The 19,934-nt window shown below is 62.7% G+C and carries 20 protein-coding genes and 1 tRNA gene; 12 read left to right on the top strand and 9 right to left on the bottom strand.

Annotated features, from left to right (window positions below; translation table 11 throughout):
* Nucleotides 1-93 precede the first annotated feature (93 nt).
* A complete protein-coding gene (locus AC1D13_RS08320) occupies nucleotides 94-1,305 on the top strand; it encodes a D-amino acid dehydrogenase (protein ID WP_477665726.1) in 1,212 nt (403 codons plus the stop codon).
* 3 nt (nucleotides 1,306-1,308) lie between these two features.
* Here the strand turns inward: AC1D13_RS08320 and AC1D13_RS08315 are convergent, their stop codons facing one another.
* Both AC1D13_RS08315 and AC1D13_RS08310 read right to left on the bottom strand, forming a co-directional pair.
* Nucleotides 1,309-2,232, bottom strand: a complete 924-nt coding sequence (locus AC1D13_RS08315) for a LysR family transcriptional regulator (protein ID WP_457306945.1) — start codon at nucleotides 2,230-2,232, stop codon at nucleotides 1,309-1,311.
* A gap of 53 nt (nucleotides 2,233-2,285) precedes the next feature.
* Entirely contained in the window at nucleotides 2,286-3,149 is an 864-nt protein-coding gene (locus AC1D13_RS08310; RefSeq protein WP_457280275.1) for a LysR substrate-binding domain-containing protein, read from the bottom strand.
* A gap of 109 nt (nucleotides 3,150-3,258) precedes the next feature.
* Between AC1D13_RS08310 and bla the strand changes: the two genes are divergently transcribed.
* Together bla and AC1D13_RS08300 are read left to right on the top strand one after the other, a co-directional pair.
* Nucleotides 3,259-4,167 carry a class A beta-lactamase gene (bla, locus tag AC1D13_RS08305; protein WP_477689343.1) on the top strand — a complete coding sequence of 303 codons (909 nt, stop codon included), beginning with the start codon at nucleotides 3,259-3,261 and terminating at the stop codon, nucleotides 4,165-4,167.
* Between the two features lie 296 nt (nucleotides 4,168-4,463).
* Nucleotides 4,464-4,790 (top strand): hypothetical protein, encoded by a 327-nt coding sequence (locus tag AC1D13_RS08300; RefSeq protein ID WP_477689342.1) that lies wholly within the window; start codon nucleotides 4,464-4,466, stop codon nucleotides 4,788-4,790.
* Nucleotides 4,791-5,007: 217 nt separating this feature from the next.
* On the opposite strand, the gene AC1D13_RS08295 is transcribed toward AC1D13_RS08300, so the two are convergent.
* The 7 genes from AC1D13_RS08295 to cysS all read right to left on the bottom strand — a co-directional run bounded on the left by AC1D13_RS08295 (nucleotide 5,008) and on the right by cysS (nucleotide 11,297).
* Nucleotides 5,008-5,100, bottom strand: a tRNA-Ser gene (locus AC1D13_RS08295).
* Between the two features lie 35 nt (nucleotides 5,101-5,135).
* Entirely contained in the window at nucleotides 5,136-6,404 is a 1,269-nt protein-coding gene (locus AC1D13_RS08290; RefSeq protein ID WP_457280272.1) for an aspartate kinase, read from the bottom strand.
* Between the two features lie 130 nt (nucleotides 6,405-6,534).
* Nucleotides 6,535-7,503, bottom strand: coding sequence for a tRNA lysidine(34) synthetase TilS (gene tilS, locus AC1D13_RS08285; protein WP_477689341.1), 969 nt, complete (start codon nucleotides 7,501-7,503; stop codon nucleotides 6,535-6,537).
* Nucleotides 7,500-8,093, bottom strand: coding sequence for a hypothetical protein (locus AC1D13_RS08280; RefSeq protein WP_477689340.1), 594 nt, complete (start codon nucleotides 8,091-8,093; stop codon nucleotides 7,500-7,502). The genes tilS and AC1D13_RS08280 overlap by 4 nt, the downstream gene beginning before the upstream one ends.
* Nucleotides 8,094-8,128: 35 nt before the next feature.
* On the bottom strand, nucleotides 8,129-9,109 hold the full coding sequence (locus AC1D13_RS08275; RefSeq protein WP_092131429.1) for an acetyl-CoA carboxylase carboxyltransferase subunit alpha: 981 nt from the start codon (nucleotides 9,107-9,109) through the stop codon (nucleotides 8,129-8,131).
* A 27-nt stretch (nucleotides 9,110-9,136) separates the two neighbouring features.
* On the bottom strand, nucleotides 9,137-9,844 hold the full coding sequence (locus tag AC1D13_RS08270) for a DNA-3-methyladenine glycosylase family protein (RefSeq protein WP_457280269.1): 708 nt from the start codon (nucleotides 9,842-9,844) through the stop codon (nucleotides 9,137-9,139).
* Nucleotides 9,845-9,920: 76 nt separating this feature from the next.
* Nucleotides 9,921-11,297, bottom strand: a complete 1,377-nt coding sequence (gene cysS / locus AC1D13_RS08265; protein WP_457280268.1) for a cysteine--tRNA ligase — start codon at nucleotides 11,295-11,297, stop codon at nucleotides 9,921-9,923.
* A 322-nt stretch (nucleotides 11,298-11,619) separates the two neighbouring features.
* Here cysS and AC1D13_RS08260 point away from each other — a divergent pair, with 322 nt between their 5' ends.
* The 9 genes from AC1D13_RS08260 to AC1D13_RS08220 all read left to right on the top strand — a co-directional run bounded on the left by AC1D13_RS08260 (nucleotide 11,620) and on the right by AC1D13_RS08220 (nucleotide 19,934).
* Nucleotides 11,620-12,663 (top strand): L,D-transpeptidase Cds6 family protein, encoded by a 1,044-nt coding sequence (locus AC1D13_RS08260; RefSeq protein WP_457280267.1) that lies wholly within the window; start codon nucleotides 11,620-11,622, stop codon nucleotides 12,661-12,663.
* An 86-nt stretch (nucleotides 12,664-12,749) separates the two neighbouring features.
* Nucleotides 12,750-13,994 carry a L,D-transpeptidase family protein gene (locus AC1D13_RS08255; RefSeq protein WP_477689339.1) on the top strand — a complete coding sequence of 415 codons (1,245 nt, stop codon included), beginning with the start codon at nucleotides 12,750-12,752 and terminating at the stop codon, nucleotides 13,992-13,994.
* Nucleotides 13,994-14,710 carry a peptidylprolyl isomerase gene (locus AC1D13_RS08250; RefSeq protein ID WP_477689338.1) on the top strand — a complete coding sequence of 239 codons (717 nt, stop codon included), beginning with the start codon at nucleotides 13,994-13,996 and terminating at the stop codon, nucleotides 14,708-14,710. The genes AC1D13_RS08255 and AC1D13_RS08250 overlap by 1 nt, the downstream gene beginning before the upstream one ends.
* A gap of 26 nt (nucleotides 14,711-14,736) precedes the next feature.
* Nucleotides 14,737-15,246 carry a peptidylprolyl isomerase gene (locus tag AC1D13_RS08245; protein ID WP_477689337.1) on the top strand — a complete coding sequence of 170 codons (510 nt, stop codon included), beginning with the start codon at nucleotides 14,737-14,739 and terminating at the stop codon, nucleotides 15,244-15,246.
* 63 nt (nucleotides 15,247-15,309) lie between these two features.
* Nucleotides 15,310-16,086, top strand: coding sequence for a UDP-2,3-diacylglucosamine diphosphatase (locus AC1D13_RS08240; RefSeq protein WP_477689441.1), 777 nt, complete (start codon nucleotides 15,310-15,312; stop codon nucleotides 16,084-16,086).
* Nucleotides 16,087-16,123: 37 nt separating this feature from the next.
* A complete protein-coding gene (locus AC1D13_RS08235) occupies nucleotides 16,124-16,891 on the top strand; it encodes a M90 family metallopeptidase (RefSeq protein ID WP_477689336.1) in 768 nt (255 codons plus the stop codon).
* A 204-nt stretch (nucleotides 16,892-17,095) separates the two neighbouring features.
* The gene (locus tag AC1D13_RS08230) at nucleotides 17,096-18,007 is read left to right on the top strand and encodes a hypothetical protein (RefSeq protein WP_477689335.1); all 912 of its coding nucleotides are present in this window, start codon (nucleotides 17,096-17,098) and stop codon (nucleotides 18,005-18,007) included.
* A gap of 164 nt (nucleotides 18,008-18,171) precedes the next feature.
* Nucleotides 18,172-18,771: a sigma-70 family RNA polymerase sigma factor gene (locus AC1D13_RS08225; RefSeq protein ID WP_477665722.1), complete on the top strand. Its 600-nt coding sequence runs from the start codon at nucleotides 18,172-18,174 to the stop codon at nucleotides 18,769-18,771.
* Nucleotides 18,768-19,934, top strand: a complete 1,167-nt coding sequence (locus AC1D13_RS08220) for an ankyrin repeat domain-containing protein (RefSeq protein ID WP_477689334.1) — start codon at nucleotides 18,768-18,770, stop codon at nucleotides 19,932-19,934. Before AC1D13_RS08225 ends, AC1D13_RS08220 begins: the two co-directional genes overlap by 4 nt.

The raw sequence follows: 19,934 nt of genomic DNA, 5'->3' as shown, positions 1-19,934 counted from the left end.
TAACCACACGTCATGACCCTCGCGCATTCAGCATTGTTCAAACCTGTACCCACTGCGTAAAGTGGCGCTCTTTCAGGGAACAAAGAGGCTTCTATGCATGTGTGTGTGCTCGGTGCAGGAATCGTGGGACTGGCAACCGCCTACAGCTTGCGGCGGGCCGGCCACGAGGTGACAGTGGTGGACCGCGCCAGCCCCGGCAGCGGCGCCAGCGGCGGCAACGGCGCACAACTGAGCTACTCCTACGTGCAGCCGCTGGCAGATCCCGCCATCTGGCGGCAGCTTCCCAAGCTGCTGCTGTCGCCCTCTTCCCCGTTGAAGCTGCGGCCTCGCCTGGATGTGCGCCAGTGGTTGTGGGGCGCGCAGTTTCTGGCGGCCTGCAACAGCAAGACCTCACGCAACACCACCAGCCATTTGCTGTCGCTGGCGGCGCTCAGCCGCCAGTCTTTTGACGCGATGATGGCCGAAGAAAAACTGGATTGCGATTTCTCGGCCACGGGCAAGCTGGTGCTGTACGCCAGCGATGCCGCGTTCGCTGCAGCGCGCCGGCAGATGTTGCTGCAACGTGAACTGGGCAGTACCCAGGAGGCGGTCAGCGCCGACCGCTGCGTGGAGATCGAGCCCGCGCTCAAAAACCGCCACGGACAAATCGCCGGCGCCATCTACACACCAGGCGAGTGTGCGGCCGACTGCCAGAAGACCTGCGATGGCTTGTTCGCGGTGCTGCGCCGGGAAGGCGTGCGCTTCCTGCTGGACACACCCGTCGAGCAACTGGTTGTGCGCGGCAACCTGGTTGCAGCTGTCGCGACGCCGCAAGGCCATCTCGAAGCCGACCGCTATGTGATGGCGATGGGCGCCGGGTCTGCGCGCATGGCACGCACGCTGGGTGTGCACCTTCCGGTCTACCCGCTGAAGGGTTACAGCATCACGGTGGACGTCGCACCTGGCGATGGCGCAGCACCGCAGGTGAGCGTGACCGACAGCGCCCGCAAGGTGGTATTTGCCCGCATCGGTTCGCGCCTGCGCGTGGCAGGCATGGCCGAGCTTTCGGGCTACGACACCGCCGTCGACCCGGCACAGATTGCTTCGCTGAAAGCGTCGACGCAGACAGTGTTTCCGGATTGCAGCCACTTTGAAACCCTGAACCCCTGGGCCGGCATGCGCCCTGCTACTCCCACCGGGCTGCCGGTCATTGGCACGCATGCCAAAGGCCCGGCCAACCTGTTGTTCAACACCGGGCATGGCGCCCTGGGTTTCACCCTGGCGTTCGGCTCTGCGCAGCGCATCAGCCGCATGCTGGAGCGCTGACCTTCAGGCTTTGCGCAACGCGGGAGTTGAAGCGCGCTGCGTCAGGGCTTGCTGAAAACACTTCACAAATGACCGCACGATGACCGAGCCGGGTTTGCCTGCGGGCAACAGCGCATTGATCGGCACCGGGATCAAGGGTTCCAGTTCCAGCAGGTCCACACGCGTCAGATCGGCGGACGCCGCTGTGCACGTGTCAATCACCGCAATGCCCAGCCCGTGGTGGGCCAGCGCCAGCGCCGAATGGTAGGTCTGCACGGTGATATGGAATTCGAGGCCCACCCCTGCCTCGCGGCAGGCCTGGTTGAGGCTGCGGCCCACCGGGTCCATCACGTCAAGCCCGACGACGGGTACCTTGGTGAGGTCCTCAAGCGTCACACTGCCACGCTTGACCAGGCGCGCAGGCAGCATGCCCTTGGGCGCAACGCACACCATGCGGCCGTCGGCCAGGTGTTCCTGTGCCAGCGCCGAATGTGCTGCCGGGCTGAAAAGGAAACCGACATCCCCCTCCTGCAACGCCAGTGCCGAAATAATTTGCGGTGAATGCAACGCCCGCACGGTAATGGCCACATCAGCATGCTTGACCCGAAAGAGCTTGATCGCGTGGGGCAGGATTTCGTAGCTGAGCGCCAGCACCGTCAGGATGCGGAGTTCCCTGGCGCTTTCCCCGGTTTTCAAGTTGGCCGCCAGGCGCTGCACTTCATCGAGCTGGGCAAACAGCCGCTCGATGTGCGGGTACAGCGTCAACGCCTCAGAGGTCGGCGTCAGCCGGCCCTTGCTGCGCTGGAAGAGGGCAAAACCCAGCTGCAGTTCGGCATGCTGCAGGATGCGGCTGACAGCGGGCTGGGTGACATTGATCAGGCGGGCCGCCCCGCTGACGCTGCCGGTGAGCATGACCGCGTTGAAGACTTCGATGTGGCGCAGGCGCATGGGTGGTTCCGTGGTGCGTGTTCAGGCGGGATGGTGCAGGCTCAGCACAGCAATTATCGTGCGCAGCATGTGCGGGTTATCCAGTCACGGAAAACGCCCATGGCCCCCGTTACGCGCCGGGATTTGAGCCGGGTCAGCCAGTAACTGCCATTTTCGATTTCCAGTGGAAACGGCCTTGCCAGGCGCCCTTCGTGCAGCTCTCGCGTAAACAGATTCACCGGGAGCAAGGCAACGCCGGCGCCCTGCGCGGCAGCTTCCGCCATGGTCAGGGACGAATCAAACACCGCCCCCCTGACCACCGGGCAGTCCACACCGGCCAGGGCAAACCAGCTCACCCATTCATCGGACCGGTAAGAGCGCAACAGCACCTCACCGGCCAGATCAGCAGGTTCTCGCAGACGGGAAGCCGTTACAGGAGAGCAAACGGGTGACAGCGGCGAGGGAAAAAGCAGGTCGGCTTCGGTGCCGTGCCATGCGCCGTCGCCAAAGCGTATGGCGTAGTCCAGGCCCTCGCCGGCCAGGTCCACGCGGTTGTTGTTGGTGAACAACCTGAAATCAACAAAAGGGTGGACCTGCTGGAACGCCGCCAGACGGGGGATCAGCCAGCCCACGGCAAAAGTCCCGACAGCCCCGACGCTCAGTACCTCCCTAAAGCGGCCATCGCGGAATTGCTCCAGCAAGGCGCCGATGCGGCCGAATGATTCCGACAGCGCGGGCAACAGTGCCTGGCCCTCGTCGGTCAGGGCAAGGCCGCGCGGAAGCCGCCGAAACAGGGGAACGCCCATGCGTTCCTCCAGGTTTTTAACGTGCTGGCTGATCGCGGTTTGCGTGACGTTCAGCTCGTCTGCGGCCCGTGTAAAGCTCAGGTGACGCGCGGACACCTCAAAGGCGCGCAAGGCATTCAAAGGAAGGTGCATCTGTTCAAGCCCAAGATTTACTTATGAGTTGCCTCGATTATTCCCGTTTGCCGGAATTGCAGCCCTTCAATATCGTTACCGTTTTCATACCAACCCGAGAGTAAAAATGATGCAGAGACGACAATTTACCGGCGCACTGGGAAGCTTCATAGCGGCGGGCATGGTTTCAGCTCATGCCCAGAATTTATGGGGTATGAGCGGCGCACCGCAAGCCGCTGATTCAAGTTTGGTCATCGGGCGGCTCAAAGCCCTTGAACGGGAAAGCGGCGGCCGGCTCGGTGTTGCCATCCTCAACACCGGTACCGGCGTGCAGCATGGACACCGCGCGGCGGAACGCTTCCCCCTGTGCAGCACCTTCAAGCTGCTGGCCGCTGCGCTGGTGCTGCACCGGGTAGACACCGGAAAGGAACGGCTGGACCGCCTGCTGCCTGTTGACGGCGCGGCACTGGTTTCCCATTCACCGGTCACCGGGCCAAGAGCCGGTGGCAGCATGTCGCTCGCGGAGTTGTGCGAAGCCACTATCACCGTCAGCGACAACACGGCCGCCAACCTGATGCTGGCCAGCTTCGGCGGGCCCAAGAGCCTGACCGACTACGCGCGCTCGCTCGGTGACCGCATGACACGACTGGATCGCATTGAAACCGCGCTGAATGAAGCCACGCCCGGCGATCCACGCGACACCACTACGCCTGCCGCCATGCTGGGCACCGTGCAAAAAATCGTGCTGGGCAATGCGCTGTCAGACACCTCGCGCCAGCAGATGCGCCAGTGGCTGATCGCGAGCAAGACATCCGACCGGCGATTGCGCGCCCTGCTGCCGCGGGACTGCCTGGTTGGCGACAAGACAGGTACAGGCGCCCATGGCACCACCAACGACATCGGCGTTTTGTGGCCTGCGGGATGCGCGCCTGTGGTGATCACGGTGTATTTGACCGGGAGCCCAAAGCCCCTGGAGGAACGCGAAGCCATCGTGGCAAAGGCCGGTCAATTGGCGGCTTCTTTGGCCACGCCAGCTTGAGAACACGAGACAACATAGTTGGCCGCCTCCGGGCGACTTTTTTGCGTTGCGGGGAAACACATTCTCAAACGGCAACGCTGTCACCAAGGTAAAGAGGTCGGGCATGAGAGCCTGCAGTCTATTGCCGGGGTTTGGCGCTTAACAAAAACGTTGGTTCCGACGAATTTTCTATTGCAATTGATGAAATTATTGAAAACGAAATGCCGTATTAACTAGAGATTGGTTACAACAGAGATAGAAAAATGTAATACTAAAGATCGATAATCAGGAGATTCCTAGAAGAGCTCACATACGACATGAAAATAAACCCGCAGGCAGTGATCGATGAACTTATCGACCACCTCACTGCCCTCGTTCTTCACACGCCTGAGATTGAAAAATTACGGCAGCGAAGAAAAGAGGGCAGGTTCAGCCGGGCTGGTTATCAACTCCTTGGGGCGCTTCCCGACGGTCCCGAAAAGCTCGACTTCATCTGCGAAATCACACTGCAGACGGAGAAGCAGCGCAGTTCATTCCTTGTAAAAGTACTCGGCCAGGCAAGCCATGACGGTTCGCACTGGAAAATCACTGAAATCTATGACGTGGAAGTCGAGCTGGCGGACAGCAGTCCTCCCGTGCCGTAGCAAAGAAAAATGGACGGCCATATTTGCGTGGTCGTTGATTGATTTTCATGCCCGTGCCAGGTATCTGACCTGGAAAAGCTTGAGTCCAAGAGCGTGGCAAGGTAACAGCGCGACGGACGCTTCGCGTTGAAAGCAAGGTTACCCATTCTTGAAACAATCGCAGAAATCCGGCGCAAAAAAACCGACTCTGCCCCATGCGGGAGAGAGTCGGTAGTCTTGGCGGAAACGGAGGGATTCGAACCCTCGATGAGGCTCTACACCCCATACTCCCTTAGCAGGGGAGCACCTTCGGCCACTCGGTCACGTTTCCAATAAATCGATTATCTCACGACTTCTCAGCCATTTTCAGGTGGCGGGCTGGTCCAGGTCAAAAGCCTTGTGCAGGGCCCGCACGGCGAGCTCCATGTATTTCTCGTCGATGACGACCGAGGTCTTGATTTCGCTGGTGGAGATCATCTGGATGTTGATGCCCTCTTCGCTCAGCACGCGGAACATCTTGCTGGCGATGCCCACGTGGCTGCGCATGCCGATGCCGACGATGCTGACCTTGCAGATCTTGGCGTCGCCGGTGACTTCCTGCGCGCCCAGCTTGGGCACCACCTGGGTTTTCAGCAGGTCGATGGCTTTGGAGTAATCGTTGCGGTGAACCGTAAAGCTGAAGTCGGTCTTGCCGTCCTTGCTGACGTTCTGGATGATCACGTCGACTTCGATGTTGGCATCGGCCACGGCGCCCAGGATCTGGTACGCGATACCCGGGGTGTCGGGTACGCCGAGCACGGAAATTTTGGCTTCATCGCGGTTGAAAGCGATGCCCGATACGATGGCTTGTTCCATGTTTTCGTCTTCCTCAAAGCTGATCAAAGTGCCTGACTTGGCTTCTTCGTTGATGTCGATGTCCCATTCGGTGAAGCTGGACAGCACACGCAGCGGCACCTTGTATTTGCCGGCAAATTCCACCGAGCGGATCTGCAGCACCTTGGAGCCCATGGAGGCCATCTCCAGCATCTCTTCAAAGCTCACGGTGTGCAGGCGGCGCGCCTCAGGCACCACGCGCGGGTCGGTGGTGTAAACGCCGTCGACGTCGGTGTAAATCAGGCATTCGTGCGCCTTGAGCGCCGCGGCAATGGCCACGGCCGAAGTGTCGGAGCCGCCGCGGCCGAGTGTGGTGACGTTGCCGGCCTCGTCCACTCCCTGGAAGCCGGTGATGATGACGACCTTGCCGGCGTCCAGGTCGGCGCGTACGCGCTCACCGTCGATGGACTCGATGCGGGCCTTGGTGTAGGCATTGTTGGTCTTGATGGTGACCTGCCAGCCGGCGTAGCTCACGGCCTGCATGCCTTCGGCCTGCAGCGCAATGGCCAGCAATGCGCTGGAAGCCTGCTCGCCGGTAGCAGCCAGCGCATCAAGCTCGCGGCCATAAGCATCGCTTGTCCTGGCGGGCGCCAGCTCTTTGGCCAGGCCGAGCAAACGGTTGGTTTCGCCGCTCATGGCACTGGGAACGACCACCATCTGGTGGCCGGCCCGCGCCCATTTGGCCACGCGTTTGGCGACATTGCGGATGCGCTCGGTGGAGCCCATCGACGTGCCGCCGTATTTATGAACGATCAATGCCATTGCAGGATGTCAATCAGGAGTTGTTGCGGATTTTTTGCCGGGAACCTGTGTAAAAGCGCCCGTTTGAGGGCTTTTAACGGCGATTTCGCGCCAGCAAAGCCTTCAATTATACCTAGGGACTACTACCTGGTTAGCTCGCCTTATCCCCTGCAGCCGCATAGTTCAGCACCGCACCAGTGCGCGTGATATGCCCGGTCGCCACCTTGAGGTGGATCTGGTGCCCGCGCGTGGTGCAGGCGGCGATTTGCAGGAGCAGTTGGTCGAGCTGTGCTGCGCTGGGAGTGGCTTGTTGCAGCGTCAGCCAATAACGCAGCACATTGGCCTGCCGCGGCTGTGACAGGGATTGCAGGGATTTGATCACCGGGGGGGTTCCCACGACAACCTGGTCTTGCTGTGCCACCTCGACCAATAACCCGTGCGCCTGGGCCGCGTGACGCGCGCTGCGTGCAAAGGTTTCACGAAACTGCGGAAAGGTTTGCGCCAACGCGGGCAGCAGGCGGGCCCGGATGCGATTGCGTGTGAACTGCTCGTCGGTGTTGGTCGGGTCTTCCACCCAGGTGATGCCGCGCGTCACCAGCCAATCGCGCAGCAATGCCCCGGGCACCGTCAGCAGCGGACGGTAATAGGTCATGCCGTCACGCTCCCATCTCGCCGGCATGGCGGCCAGCCCGGGCAGCCCCGCGCCGCGTGATAACGCCAACAGCATGGTCTCCACCTGGTCATCGGCGTGCTGGGCAATTGCTATGTTTTTAATAGCTGCTTGCGCATATCCTTCCTGGGCTGCAGCCTTAAACGCCGCATAACGTGCCTTGCGCGCCGCGTCTTCCGGACTCTCGCCAGAAGCATGACGGGCGTCCACACGCTGGACGATTAGCGGCACATTGAGCTGCGCGCAGAGGGCAACGCAGTGCTGCTCAAAGTCGTCGGCCGCCGCCTGCAAGCCGTGATGAATATGAATGGCGTGAACCTGCCCCGGCCATTTCTCGGCGCAGGCTACCAGCAAGGCGACAGAATCGGCGCCGCCGCTGAGCGCAACGGCCAGCGGCAAAGCAGGTTGAAATTGGGAAATCGCAGCGGCGATCACGGCGCTGTCATTCATGGCTTGGCTTCGGCGAATCTTTCCCGGTCAATCCTGGCACGCACCCATAGCACCCCGAGCGTGCCACCGATGGCGAACCAGCACCACAGGAGGTAGACGCCGCGTAGCGCTATGCCAAAAATACTCGAGACCAAACCATGGTCCCGCCAGGAGGGCACCCCACCGTCCGCAACAGGCCAGATGGCAGCAAAAACCAGCAGGAAACACCAGAACAGCAGGCTCCAGACCAACATACGGTTCGGGCTCTTGATTCGCGCGTAGCGGTCATGCTTGACTAGATAGTCCAGCCCAGCCCACAAGCCCACAAGGCCGGCAACAGGCGAAATCAGCCAGAGCACCGCGTAGTAAAAGCGCAGAAAAGGGTCATAACCAGGAGTCTTAGGCAACTGGTCCAGCATGGGCACGACATGGGCCATCGAGTCCATAAAGGAAACCGCCAGCGGCTCGGCGGCAAGCTCGCGTGGAACGAAACCGAACATGACCGACAGAAAAATCGCATAGAGCGCGGCAGAGGTCAACCAAAATCGCCGGCGCAACTTCGCCAGGGCTTGCTCTTCCTCGGCACTGTAAGGACCGATACGGGGGCGCACCATGGTCTTGTCGCTCCAGCTTGTGCCGGGGCGCCTTACTTGCCGGCGTCGGCCTTGGTGTCGGTGAAGCGGCCGTAGCTTTGCAGGCGCTCGTAGCGGCGGTCGAGCAGCTCCTTGACCTTCAGGTCACTGACCTGGCGGAAGGCGTCGTTGAGCGCACGTTTCAGGAAAGCGGCCATTTGCTTGTGGTCGCGGTGGGCGCCGCCCACGGGTTCGTTCACGATCTTGTCGATCACGCCCAGGGCCTTGAGCCGGTGCGCCGTGATGCCCAGCGCCTCGGCGGCTTCCTGCGCCTTGTCGGAGGTTTTCCAGAGGATGGACGCGCAGCCTTCAGGGCTGATGACAGAGTAGATTGAATACTGCAGCATGACCACCTGGTCGGCCACCGAGATGGCCAGCGCGCCGCCGGAGCCGCCTTCGCCGATGATGGTGGTGATGATGGGCACTTCGAGCTGCGCCATCTCAAAGATGTTGCGGCCGATGGCCTCGGACTGGCCGCGCTCTTCGGCGTCAATGCCGGGGTAAGCGCCGGGCGTGTCGACAAAGGTGAACACCGGCAGCTTGAACTTCTCGGCGGTCTTCATCAGGCGCAGGGCCTTGCGGTAGCCCTCGGGCTTGCTCATGCCGAAGTTGCGCAGGCCGCGTTCCTTGGTGTCGCGGCCCTTCTGGTGGCCCAGCACCATGCAGGCGGTGCCGTTGAAGCGCGCCAGGCCGCCCACGATGGACAGGTCGTCGGCAAAATGCCGGTCGCCGTGCAACTCAACAAAATCCGTGAAGATTTCGTTGACGTAATCCAGGGTGTAGGGACGTTCCGCGTGGCGGGCGATCTTGGTGATCTGCCAGGGCGTGAGGTCGCTGTAGATGTCTTTGGTGAGCTGTTGGCTCTTTTTGGCCAGCTGGTCGATTTCTTCAGAGATATCGACAGCCGACTCGGTCTGTACGTAGCGCAGTTCTTCAATTTTTCCTTCAAGCTCCGCAATCGGTTGCTCGAAATCGAGGAAGGTCTTCTTCGCCATGTGCTGCTCCTCAGGGCTTCATGAAACTTAAATTTGCTCGGTACCCGTGGGGGTACCCAGAACCGGTAATGGGTCCAGAGAGCGCCAAATATACCAAGTTGCCACGCTGCAGTAAGGCGACCAGGCGGCGGCCACCTCTCGCGCGTCGCTTCGGCTGACGGATTCACCCGAAAAGTAATTCTGGCTGATGCCGGTGATCAGCCCCACATCGTCCAGCGGCAGGACATTCGGTCGCATCAGGTAAAAAATCAAAAACATCTCGGCCGTCCAGCGGCCGATGCCGCGAATGGCCACCAATTCTTCGATGATGGCCTCATCGTCCATCGCCGCCCAGTCCTTGACGTGGACGGTGCCGGCGTCAAAGTGGATCGCCAGGTCCACCAGGTATTCGACCTTGCGGGCGCTCAGCCCGGCCGCGCGCATGTCGTCAACTTTAAGGCGCAGCACATTGGCAGGCGTCACTTTTTTCGGCAACGCCGAAAATTTGGCCCAGACACTTTGCGCCGCCTTGACCGAAATTTGCTGGCCCACGATGCTGCGCGCCAGGGTGCCAAAGGCATCGCCGCGGGTTTGCAGGCAGGCGTCGCCGAACAAGGGAATCAGCCGCTTCATCACGCGGTCTTTTTTCACCAGGTGTTTGCAGGCATCGGCCCAATACTCGGGCACCGTGGTGGCCGGCTCGGGAACGTCGGCCAGCTCGGCGCTGCCCGGGCCGCTTTTCACTATCTTTTTCATAGCTGCTTGCGCCGGTCCTTATTGGTCTGGAGGCCGAAATGGCTTGAAAAACAGGGTGAAAAAACAACCCGGAACCTCACGATTGCACCTCCCAGGTGGTGCCGGCGGGCGAATCCTTCAACACAATGCCTTTGGCCAGCAGGTCCTTGCGGATACGGTCGGCTTCGGCGAAATCTTTTGCCAGCTTCGCAGCTGCCCGCTGCGCGATCAGCTGCTGGACGCTGGCGTCGTCAAGGCCGGCGCCTGCCTGAAGGTAGGCCCCAGGCGCGCCCTGCAGCAGGCCCAGGCAGCCGCCCAGGTTTTTCAACAGCCCTGCGAGTTCGGCAGAGCCCGTCCGGTTGACTTCACCCGCCAGCTCAAACAACACTGCCACGGCCTCCGGCGTTCCGAAGTCTTCGTCCATGGCCGCCTTGAAGCGCTGCGCAAACGGGTGCGCCCAGTCGGTCGGCAGCGCTGCCGGCTTGACGAGATCCAGCGACGTATAAAGCCGCTTGAGCGAGTTGCGCGCATCGTCCAGGTGGGCGTCGCTGTAATTCAGGGCGCTGCGATAGTGGGCGCGAACGATGAAGAACCGCACGGTTTCGGCATCGTATTTGGCCAGTACTTCGCGGATGGTGAAGAAGTTGCCCAGCGACTTGGACATTTTTTCGTTGTCGACGCGCACAAAACCGTTGTGCACCCAGAAGCGGGCCAGCGGCTTACCGTTGGCCGCCTCGCTCTGGGCGATCTCGTTTTCGTGGTGCGGAAACTGCAGGTCCGCGCCGCCGCCGTGAATGTCGAAGGTCTCGCCCAGCGTGCCGCGGCACATGGCCGAGCACTCGATGTGCCAGCCTGGACGGCCGGGGCCATAGGCGCTGTCCCACCTGGCGTCGTCGGGCTCGGTGGGTTTGGCGCTTTTCCAGAGCACAAAGTCCAGCGGGTCTTCCTTGCCGTCGAGCACAGCGACGCGCTCGCCGGCGCGCAGCTCGTCGAGTGACTTGCCCGAGAGCTTGCCGTAGCCGGGAAACTTGCGCACCGCGTAATTCATGTCACCGGTGGAGCCCTTGTAGGCCAGGCCTTTTTCCTCCAGCGTGGCGATCATGCCCAGCATCTGCGGCACGTACTCAGTCGCACGGGGTTCCAGCGATGGAGGCTCTATGCCCAGCGCGCCGATGTCCTGGTGCATGGCCGCGATCATCTCGTCGGTCAGCTGGCGGATGGTGATGCCGCGCTCAACCGCCCGCTTGATGATCTTGTCGTCGATGTCGGTGATGTTGCGCACATACGTAACCTTCAGGCCGCTTGCCTTGAGCCAGCGTTGCACCACGTCGAACGCCATCATCATGCGCGCATGGCCGATGTGACAGAGATCGTAAATCGTCATTCCGCACACATACATGCGCACATGGCCGGGATCAAGCGGGGAAAATTCTTCCACGGCACGCGACAGCGTGTTGTAAATGCGAAGGCTCATGAAAATTATGCTGCGAAGCCTGGCATCGGCCGGAAGCAGCCGGTGGTCAGGCAAAGGAAAGAAGCTTTATCTCACGGACGCCGCGGGCGGGCAAGGGCCATTCGGCGTACACGCGAAAACGTGCGATAAAAACGGAAAGTACGGGATTCTGGGGGCCATGAACTATACCCCCCTCAGTTACAATCGCCCAGTATATCCAGCCCGTCGGACAACGTTCAGCGGCTCCCGGAGCGCCCTGAAAAGCCTGGCTGTTTATGTTGACTTTCCGCCCAACGGCTGCCAAAACAGCACCGGGGGCTTTAAAACAAATCGCGAGAGTGCCATGCCCACGCCAAACTTCCTTACACGCAATCCGCTGTCCGCCGCCCTGCGCATGCTGGCCGTGGCGGTCACCCTGTCGGTGTCCGTTGCCCATGCCGACGACTACGCCGACGTCAGCCGCCTGATGCGTGCCGGCCAGTATGCCGAGGCGCAGGCCAAGGTTGACCAGTACCTCGCCAGCAAGCCGCGCGACCCGCAAATGCGTTTCTTCAAGGGCGTGATCCAGACCGAAACCGGCAAGACCAGCGACGCGATCGCGACCTTCACCAAAATCACCGAAGACTACCCCGAGCTGCCTGAGCCCTACAACAACATGGCCGTGCTGTATGCCGGCCAGAGCCAGTTCGACAAGGCCCGGGCGGCGCTTGAAATGGCGATCCGGACCAACCCCAGCTACGCCACCGCACATGAAAACCTGGGCGACGTCTACGCCAGGCTCGCCAGCCAGGCCTACAGCAAGGCCCTGCAACTCGACGGCGGCAACGCTGCCGTTCCGCCCAAGCTGGCACTGATCCGCACCCTGTTCTCCGCCGAATCAAAAAGCCCGACCAAGCCGGCTGCCGGCGCACCGACGTCTGGCCCGGCCACAACGGCCCCTGCGGCTCCCGCAGCGGCTGCCAAGCCAGCGCCGGCAGCCCCGGTGGCCGCAGCGCCTGCTCCTGCCGCGCCACCGGCAACACCCGTAGCACCGGCTGCCGCCGCAGGCACCGAAAAAGAAGTCGAAGCAGCCGTGCGCAGCTGGGCTCAGGCCTGGTCCGACAAGGACATGAACGGCTACCTCAGCAGCTACGGCCAGAACTTTGCGCCTCCCGGCAAGCAGGCACGCAAGGCCTGGGAAGAAGACCGCCGCGCGCGCATCGTCGGCAAGTCACGCATCAGCGTGAAGCTCTCCGACCTGGCCATCGCCGTACAGGGCGCCAAGGCCACGGCCAGGTTCAAGCAGGACTACAGCGCCGACTCCATCAATATTTCCAGCCGCAAGACGCTGGAGATGGCCAAGGCCGGTGATCGCTGGGTCATCGTCAAGGAATCCACAGGCGGCTGATCGCTGGCGGCCGGCCTGACCCAAGTGCATTGTTCAGCCTGTTCCTGTCCGTCTGTGTTGGCCGGCAAACTTTCGTGGAAGCCCGCATGAAAAAAGCGGCCGCAATGCTTCTCTTCATCGCACCGTCCCTGGTGCTGGCCTTTTCGCCTGCGCGGGCCGAAACCCGCGCGCACACAACCAAGCGGCCCGCCCCGACAAAAGCCTCCGCCCCGCATGAGGCGCGCGGCGGCGAAGCGGAAGCCCGGTTGATTGAAATCTACAAACTGATCGGCCAGGCAAATTCACGCGAAGCCCTGCGCAAGGCCGAAGGCCTCGTGAAGGACCACCCCAACTTCCAGCTGGCCCAACTGGTTTACGGCGACTTGCTGGCCGGCTTTACACGCCCTGTGCGCACGCCCGGCGATGTTCCAGACGCTGCTGCCAAGGCCGCGGCAGCCCTGCTGGCCGAGTTGCGGCAGGAGTCGCTGCTGCGCCTGCGCGCGCTGCGCGAGAGGCCCGCCCCCGGCCTGGTGCCGTCGCAATTCCTGGTGCTTTCATCGCGTAACAAACACGCCATTGCCGTCGATGCGTCCAGGTCACGCCTTTACCTGTTTGAAAACACCAGCGCGGGCCTCAAACTCGTGGCGGACTATTACATCTCGGTTGGAAAATCCGGTATTGAAAAATCCGTCGAAGGCGACCTGCGCACGCCGGTCGGCGTCTACTACATCACCAGCAACCTGAACCCCAAATCGCTGCGCGACTTTTACGGCTCGGGCGCGCTGCCCATCAACTACCCCAACCAGCTCGATGTCAAGCGCGGCAAGACCGGCGGCGGCATCTGGCTGCACGGGACACCACCGGCGCAGTTTTCCCGGGCACCGCTGTCCACCGACGGATGCGTCGTGCTGGCCAACCCCGACCTGGAGCGCATCATCCGCACCGTCGAGGTGCGCAGCACGCCCGTCGTGATTGCCCACAGCCTCAAATGGGTGGCGCCGCAATCACTGGCGGCCGACACCCGGTCGTTCGAAACCGCGCTGCAAAGCTGGCACCATGCCAAGTCCAGCGGCGACATGGCCAAACTTACAACCTGGTACACACCCGACTTCACAAGCTACGGCAAGACGCTGGCCGAATGGACGCCGCTGCTGCAAAGCGAGCTCAAGCAACTCGGTGGGCGCGACATCCTGCTCAAGGACGTTTCTTACCTGCGCTGGACCGACAGCACCGATACGATGGTGGTAACCTTTGGCGAACTGATCAAGGGCGCCAAAACCGGCCGCACCAAACGCCAGTACTGGATCCGCCAGGGAAACCAGTGGAAGATATTTTTCGAAGGAACCATTTGATGGCAGTTCACAGGACGTTTGCCGCATTCGCGGCGTTTTCTCCCTTGCGCCGCGCCGCATTTGCGGTGGCAGCCGCCGCAGGCCTGGCCCTCCTGGCCAGCCCGGCGCTCGCGCAAAGCGCACCCAAGGTCAAGTTCGTCACCAGCGAAGGCGACTTCGTGGTCGAGGTCTATCCCGACAAGGCGCCCAAGACCGTTGAAAATTTCCTGCAGTACGTCAAGGACAAACACTACGACGGCACGATTTTCCACCGCGTGATCAGCAACTTCATGGTGCAGGGCGGCGGCTACGACGCCACCTACGCCGAGAAGAAAACCCGCCCGCCGGTGCCGCATGAAGGCCGTGAGGCGCTCGCCAAGGGCGGCCCCAAAAACGTGGTCGGTACCCTGGCCATGGCGCGCACCAACGACCCCAACTCCGCCTCGTCGCAGTTCTTCATCAACGTGAAGGACAACGATTTCCTGAACCCCACGGTGATTCCCCCCGGCGACCCGGTTCCGAAGTTTGAATACCAGGGCCGCGTCTATGAAAACACCCCGCGCGCCCAGCTCGTCAACGCACCCCAGCTCTTTGGCTACACCGTTTTCGGCAAGGTCGTCAGCGGCATGGACGTCGTGAACAGGATCAAGGCCGTGCCCACCGGCGCCGGCGGCCCCTTCCCGACGGACGTTCCCAAGACGCCCGTTCTCATCAAATCAGCAACCCTCGTCAATTAATTGACACAGCCCTACAGGACACCATCATGAGCAATCCCAAAGTAGACCTCCACATCGCCGAATACGGCGTCATCACGCTGGAGCTCGACGCCGCCAAGGCACCCAAGACCGTTGCCAACTTCCTGAACTACGTCAACAAGGGCCATTACGCCAACACGGTGTTTCACCGCGTCATCCCGGGCTTCATGGTGCAGGGCGGCGGCTTTGAGCCGGGCATGAAACAAAAGCCTACCGACGGCGAAATCGAGAACGAAGCCAACAACGGCCTGAAGAACAACAACTACACCGTAGCCATGGCGCGTACCAACGCACCGCACTCGGCCAGCTCGCAATTCTTCATCAACGTGGCCGACAACGGCTTCCTGAACCACACCGCACCGAACGCATCGGGCTGGGGTTATGCCGTGTTCGGCAAGGTGGTTGCCGGCGCCGATGTCGTCGACAAGATCAAGGCCGTCAAGACCGGCCGCAAGGGCTTCCATGATGATGTCCCGATGGAAGACGTGATCATCCAAAAAGCCGTTGCAGTGGCCTGAGTGCCCTTTCGGGCCGCGCTTGCCGAAATCCAGCCGGTGAACACCCCCCAGGCCGTGCCCCCCATGGCGGAGCTGCCGGCTCCGCCCGTGTGGCGCACGGTCGATTTCATTTCCGACCTGCATTTGCAAGCCTCGGAGCCGGCTACTTTTGCGGCCTGGCAGCACTATCTTGAAACCACGCCGGCCGATGCGGTCTTCATCCTGGGCGACCTCTTTGAAGTCTGGGTCGGCGATGACGCCGTGGAAGGCGACCTGCTGGACCCTGCCGCCGGCTTTGACGCGCGCTGCGTGCAGGCCATGGGCAATGCTGCAGGCCGGCTGGCCCTGTTTTTCATGCACGGCAACCGTGACTTCCTGGTGGGCCAAGCCCTGATGGACCTGTGCAACGCCACCTTGCTGGCAGACCCGACCGTGCTGGTTTTTCCCGCCGGCACCGGGCGGCGCTGGCTGCTGTCGCATGGTGACGCCTTGTGCCTGGATGACACCGACTACATGAACTTTCGCAGCCAGGTCCGCAGCCCCGAATGGCAGCGCGCCTTCCTGGCCAGGCCGCTGGCCGAACGCCAGGCGATTGCGCGCGGGCTGCGCGAGCAAAGCGAAGCGCGCAAGCAGTCCGGTGCGCAATATGCCGACGTCGACACCCGGGCTGCGCGCCAATGGCTGCGGGCGGCCAATTCCCGCACGCTGATTCATGGCCACACGCACAAGCCTGCCGTGCATGACCTGGGCGGCGGCCTGTCGCGCGTGGTGCTCAGCGACTGGGACCTGGGCACCCCGGCGCCGCGCGCGGAAGTGCTGCGCCTGACGGCCGGCGGGCTGCAAAGGATTGCGCTGTGCTGACCCTTGTTTCATTTCGTTTAACCACCACCTCCACCTTATGCTGAACTGGTTACGAACACTTGGCGGCGCCAAGGCCCCTGAAAAAACCATCCCCGAAACCCTGTGGATGGACACCCTGCTGCGGTTTCCTTTCCTGGGCCGGCGGCCGGTTGCGGAGCTTCAACAGCTGAACACCCTGACAGAAAAATTCCTCAAGCAAAAGGAATTTACCGGTGCGCACGGCCTGAAGGTCACCGATGAAATGGCGGTCGCGATTGCCGCACAGGCCTGCCTGCCGGTGTTGCACCTGGGCCTGCGCTGGTACGACGACTTCAAGGGCATCGTGGTTCACCCCGGCGCCATGCTGGCGCGCCGCCAGGTCACCGACCAGGCCGGCGTGGTGCACCACTACAGCGAAGAGCTGCTGGGCGAAGCCATGCAGGGCGGCCCCGTCACACTGAGCTGGCAGGACGTGGCGGGCGCGGGCGACTCGGCCGAGCACGGCCACAACGTGGTAATTCACGAATTCATCCACAAGATCGACATGCGCGATGGCGCCGCCGACGGCTGCCCGCCCTTGCCCACGCGCAGTGCCCTCACCTCGTGGCATGCGGTCATGCAGCCGGCTTACGACGGGTTCTGCGAAAAAGTCGCCATGGCCACACGTTTCGGCGCCGAGCCGCCATGGCTGGACAGCTATGGCGCCAGGTCACCGGCCGAATTTTTTGCCGTGGCGTGCGAAGCCTACTTTGTGAACCGCACACGGTTCACGCAGGACTTCGCGCCCCTGACGGTGCTGTTCGACAAGTTTTTTATGCCGAAATAAGCGCCCGGCGGCTTTCCGGCCGTCTGGCGTGCTGGGCTAGCAATTTCTGCAAGGGAAATCACCCCGCAGCCCAATTTGGCCAAGCGCGAGAAGCTATCAAATACATAGCAACCGGCCGGCCCGGTCTGGCCCTTTTCAGGCCGGCTTAACCCCATTTCCCTCGCCCCTTCGTTTCAATGGGCTCCACCACTTTCTGGAGCTCACGTGAAAACCCCCCTTCTTGCCTCTTCGATCCTGCTGGCCATCCTCACCATGGCCGCCCTGCCCGCGCAGGCCGTCGGCCGGCTGGCCGACGTGACCGTGATTGACCGCAACACCGGCGCCACACTGCCGCTGTACCACCACCGCGGCGAGTACTGGGTGGCCGGCCAGTACGGCGCCAAATACGCCATCGCCGTGCGCAACAAGCTCGGTGAACGGGTACTGGCCGTGACCGCCGTCGACGGCGTGAACGTGCTGAGCGGCGAAACCGCAGCCTGGGACCAGACCGGTTATGTGTTTTCACCCTGGCAGCAGTACCAGGTCACCGGCTGGCGCAAAAGCAGCAGCGAAGTCGCCGCATTCGAATTTTCTGCGCTTGGGGATTCTTACGCCGGCCGCACCGGCAGGCCCGGCAACGTCGGCGTGATCGGTGTGGCGCTCTTCAGGGAGCAAGCTCCCGAGCCGGTCGCCCAGGCGCCCGCCTATTCCGGCCGCAACGAGCGCGAAGCCGACGCATCGCTGGGCCTGCGAAACGCCCCCTCGCCTTCATCAGCTCCACCGGCACCTTTGGCGGAATCATCCACCGCCGGAAAATCCGCGCTGGCCGACCGCGCCAGCGGCAGCGCGGAAGCTTCTGCCCTGTCCGAAGGCCGGGTCAGAAGGCTGCCTTCCGCCCCCCTGCCAGCCCCCAAACTGGGCACGGGCCACGGCGCACGGGAAAACTCACTGGTATCGCACACCACCTTCGCGCGCCTGCAAACACAGCCCAACGAGGTCATCCGCATCCGCTACGACAGCCGCGAGAACCTCATCGCCAGCGGTGTGATCCGCGAACCCGTCGCGCGCAACCCCATCCCTGATCCGTTCCCGCAGTCAGGAAACCCGTCTTATGTGCCTGACCCTCCACGGTATTGAGCCCCCACGTTCGTTCACTTCGTGTAACTCTCTGCCCCCCGAGGGGGCGCTGCGCCTGCGGCCCGGCAAAGCCGGTTCCGCGGCCCCTGCTGGTCTGGAGAGCCCCTGCGCGGTGGTCTGTTGTCGTGAGAAAGATCGCGCGTTGCGCCGTGATAATCTGGTACATGCCCAGCGCCACGCCGACCAACGATGCAGCCGAAGACAGCGACGAATCGCTGATGCTGCGTTATGCGGCCGGGGACATGGCGGCTTTTGATGCGCTGTATGCGCGGCATGAACTGGGCGTGTGGCGCTATGTGTTTCGCAGTGTGCGGGTGCAGGCGGTGGCCGACGACCTGCTGCAGGATGTCTGGTTTGCCGTGGCCCGCAGTGCCGCCACCTATACGGTGACAGCGAAGTTCAAAACGTGGCTGTTCACCATGGCGCACAACCGGATGGTTGATTACTTCCGCACGGCAAAGCAGCACGTCAGCATCGATGGACGCGGCGACGATGAAGAAGGCCTGGGCCTTGGCGATACGCTGGCAGCCGACTCGGGCTTCGGCCCGGTGCGCCGTTTGGAGTCCAGCGAGCAGGCCGAGGCCCTGATCGCCGCGGTGGAACGGCTACCGCTGGAGCAGCGCGAAGCCTTCCTGCTGCAGGCCGAAGCCGGCATGAGCGTGGAAGACATCGCCACCGCGACCGGCGTCAGCTTTGAAACCGCCAAGAGCCGCCTGCGCTATGCCCGGAACAGCCTGCGCCAGCAGCTACAGGAGTTTGCATGACAGAGCCTGATCACAGCCCGCACAGCGACGAGCTGTTGCAGCGCTACCGTGAGGCCAGCGCAGACGACACACGCCGCCCCGGCGCGCATGTGCGTGACGCCGTGCGCGCCCACGCGCAGATGGTGATCGAAGCCGGCAAGCAGGCAGACGCACCACAAGCCGGCGCCACCATCGATGCAGCGCAACGCCCGGCAGCCAACCAGTCGCGCTGGAAAATCTCCGCGCTGGCGGGCTTTGCGCTCGCCGGCCTGACCGGGCTGCTGGTGCTGCAATTTGACCGCGGCACCGACGAGGAAAAAGAACTGGCGTTTGGCCAGCCCAGCGCCACAACACCTTCATCGTCATCGTCGCCAGCTTCACCGCCGGCAGCTTCGCCATCGATGGCTCCCGTTCCCGCTCCGGTGGCACCGCAACCACCCGCCACCGAGGCCGACGCCAAAAAGCGATCTGCCGACATTGCGAAGCCGGTTTCGAAATCACCGGCTCCTGCGGCGCAGGACAAAGCAGTGGCCTCGCCCCCGGTGACTGAACCTGTTGTCCGGCAAAGAGAAGCTGAAGCCGCGCCAGCACTGGCTGCCGCAGCCCCGCCAGCCGCGCCGCCTCCCGCACCAGCGCCCATTGCCGCGCCCGCGCCTGCCGCCGCCGTCCAGGAAAACACGCAGCCCTCGATCGTGCCACGCATGGCCGGCGCCGCAGCCGGATCGCTGTCGGCGCCACCAGCGCAGGCTGATATGGCCGCAGCAGCGCCGGCTGTACGCCCCGCACCTGCGGCACCTGCCGCAGCAGCGCCCGCCGCGCCTGCAGCACGCGCCGTAGCGCCTCTACAAAAGCAGGAAAGCACCCTGCAATACCGCGCGCCGCGTGCAGAAGCAGGTGCCGGGCCCAACCGCCTGGCAGGTGCCTTGCAGGAGGCAGCACGCGCAGGACGCCTGGCGCTGCTGGAACGCCTGCTCCAGCAAGGCGCACCCGTCAATGCAGCCGATACGGCAGGCCGCACACCGCTGATCCTGGCCGTCATGCAGGGCCATACCGCCGTGGTTCAACGCCTCCTGGCAGCCGGGGCCAACCCGGCGCTGGTGGATCAGGAAGGACTCAACGCCCTGCAGCACGCACGGCGGCTTGGCTTTGACGGGATTGCCCACCTGATTGAAGCGGCTTCCTGA

It is taken from the genome of Polaromonas sp. P1_E12 (assembly GCF_056405975.1).
Note: the sequence above shows the minus strand (reverse complement) of the source record. Positions and strands in the feature narration are given on the sequence as shown.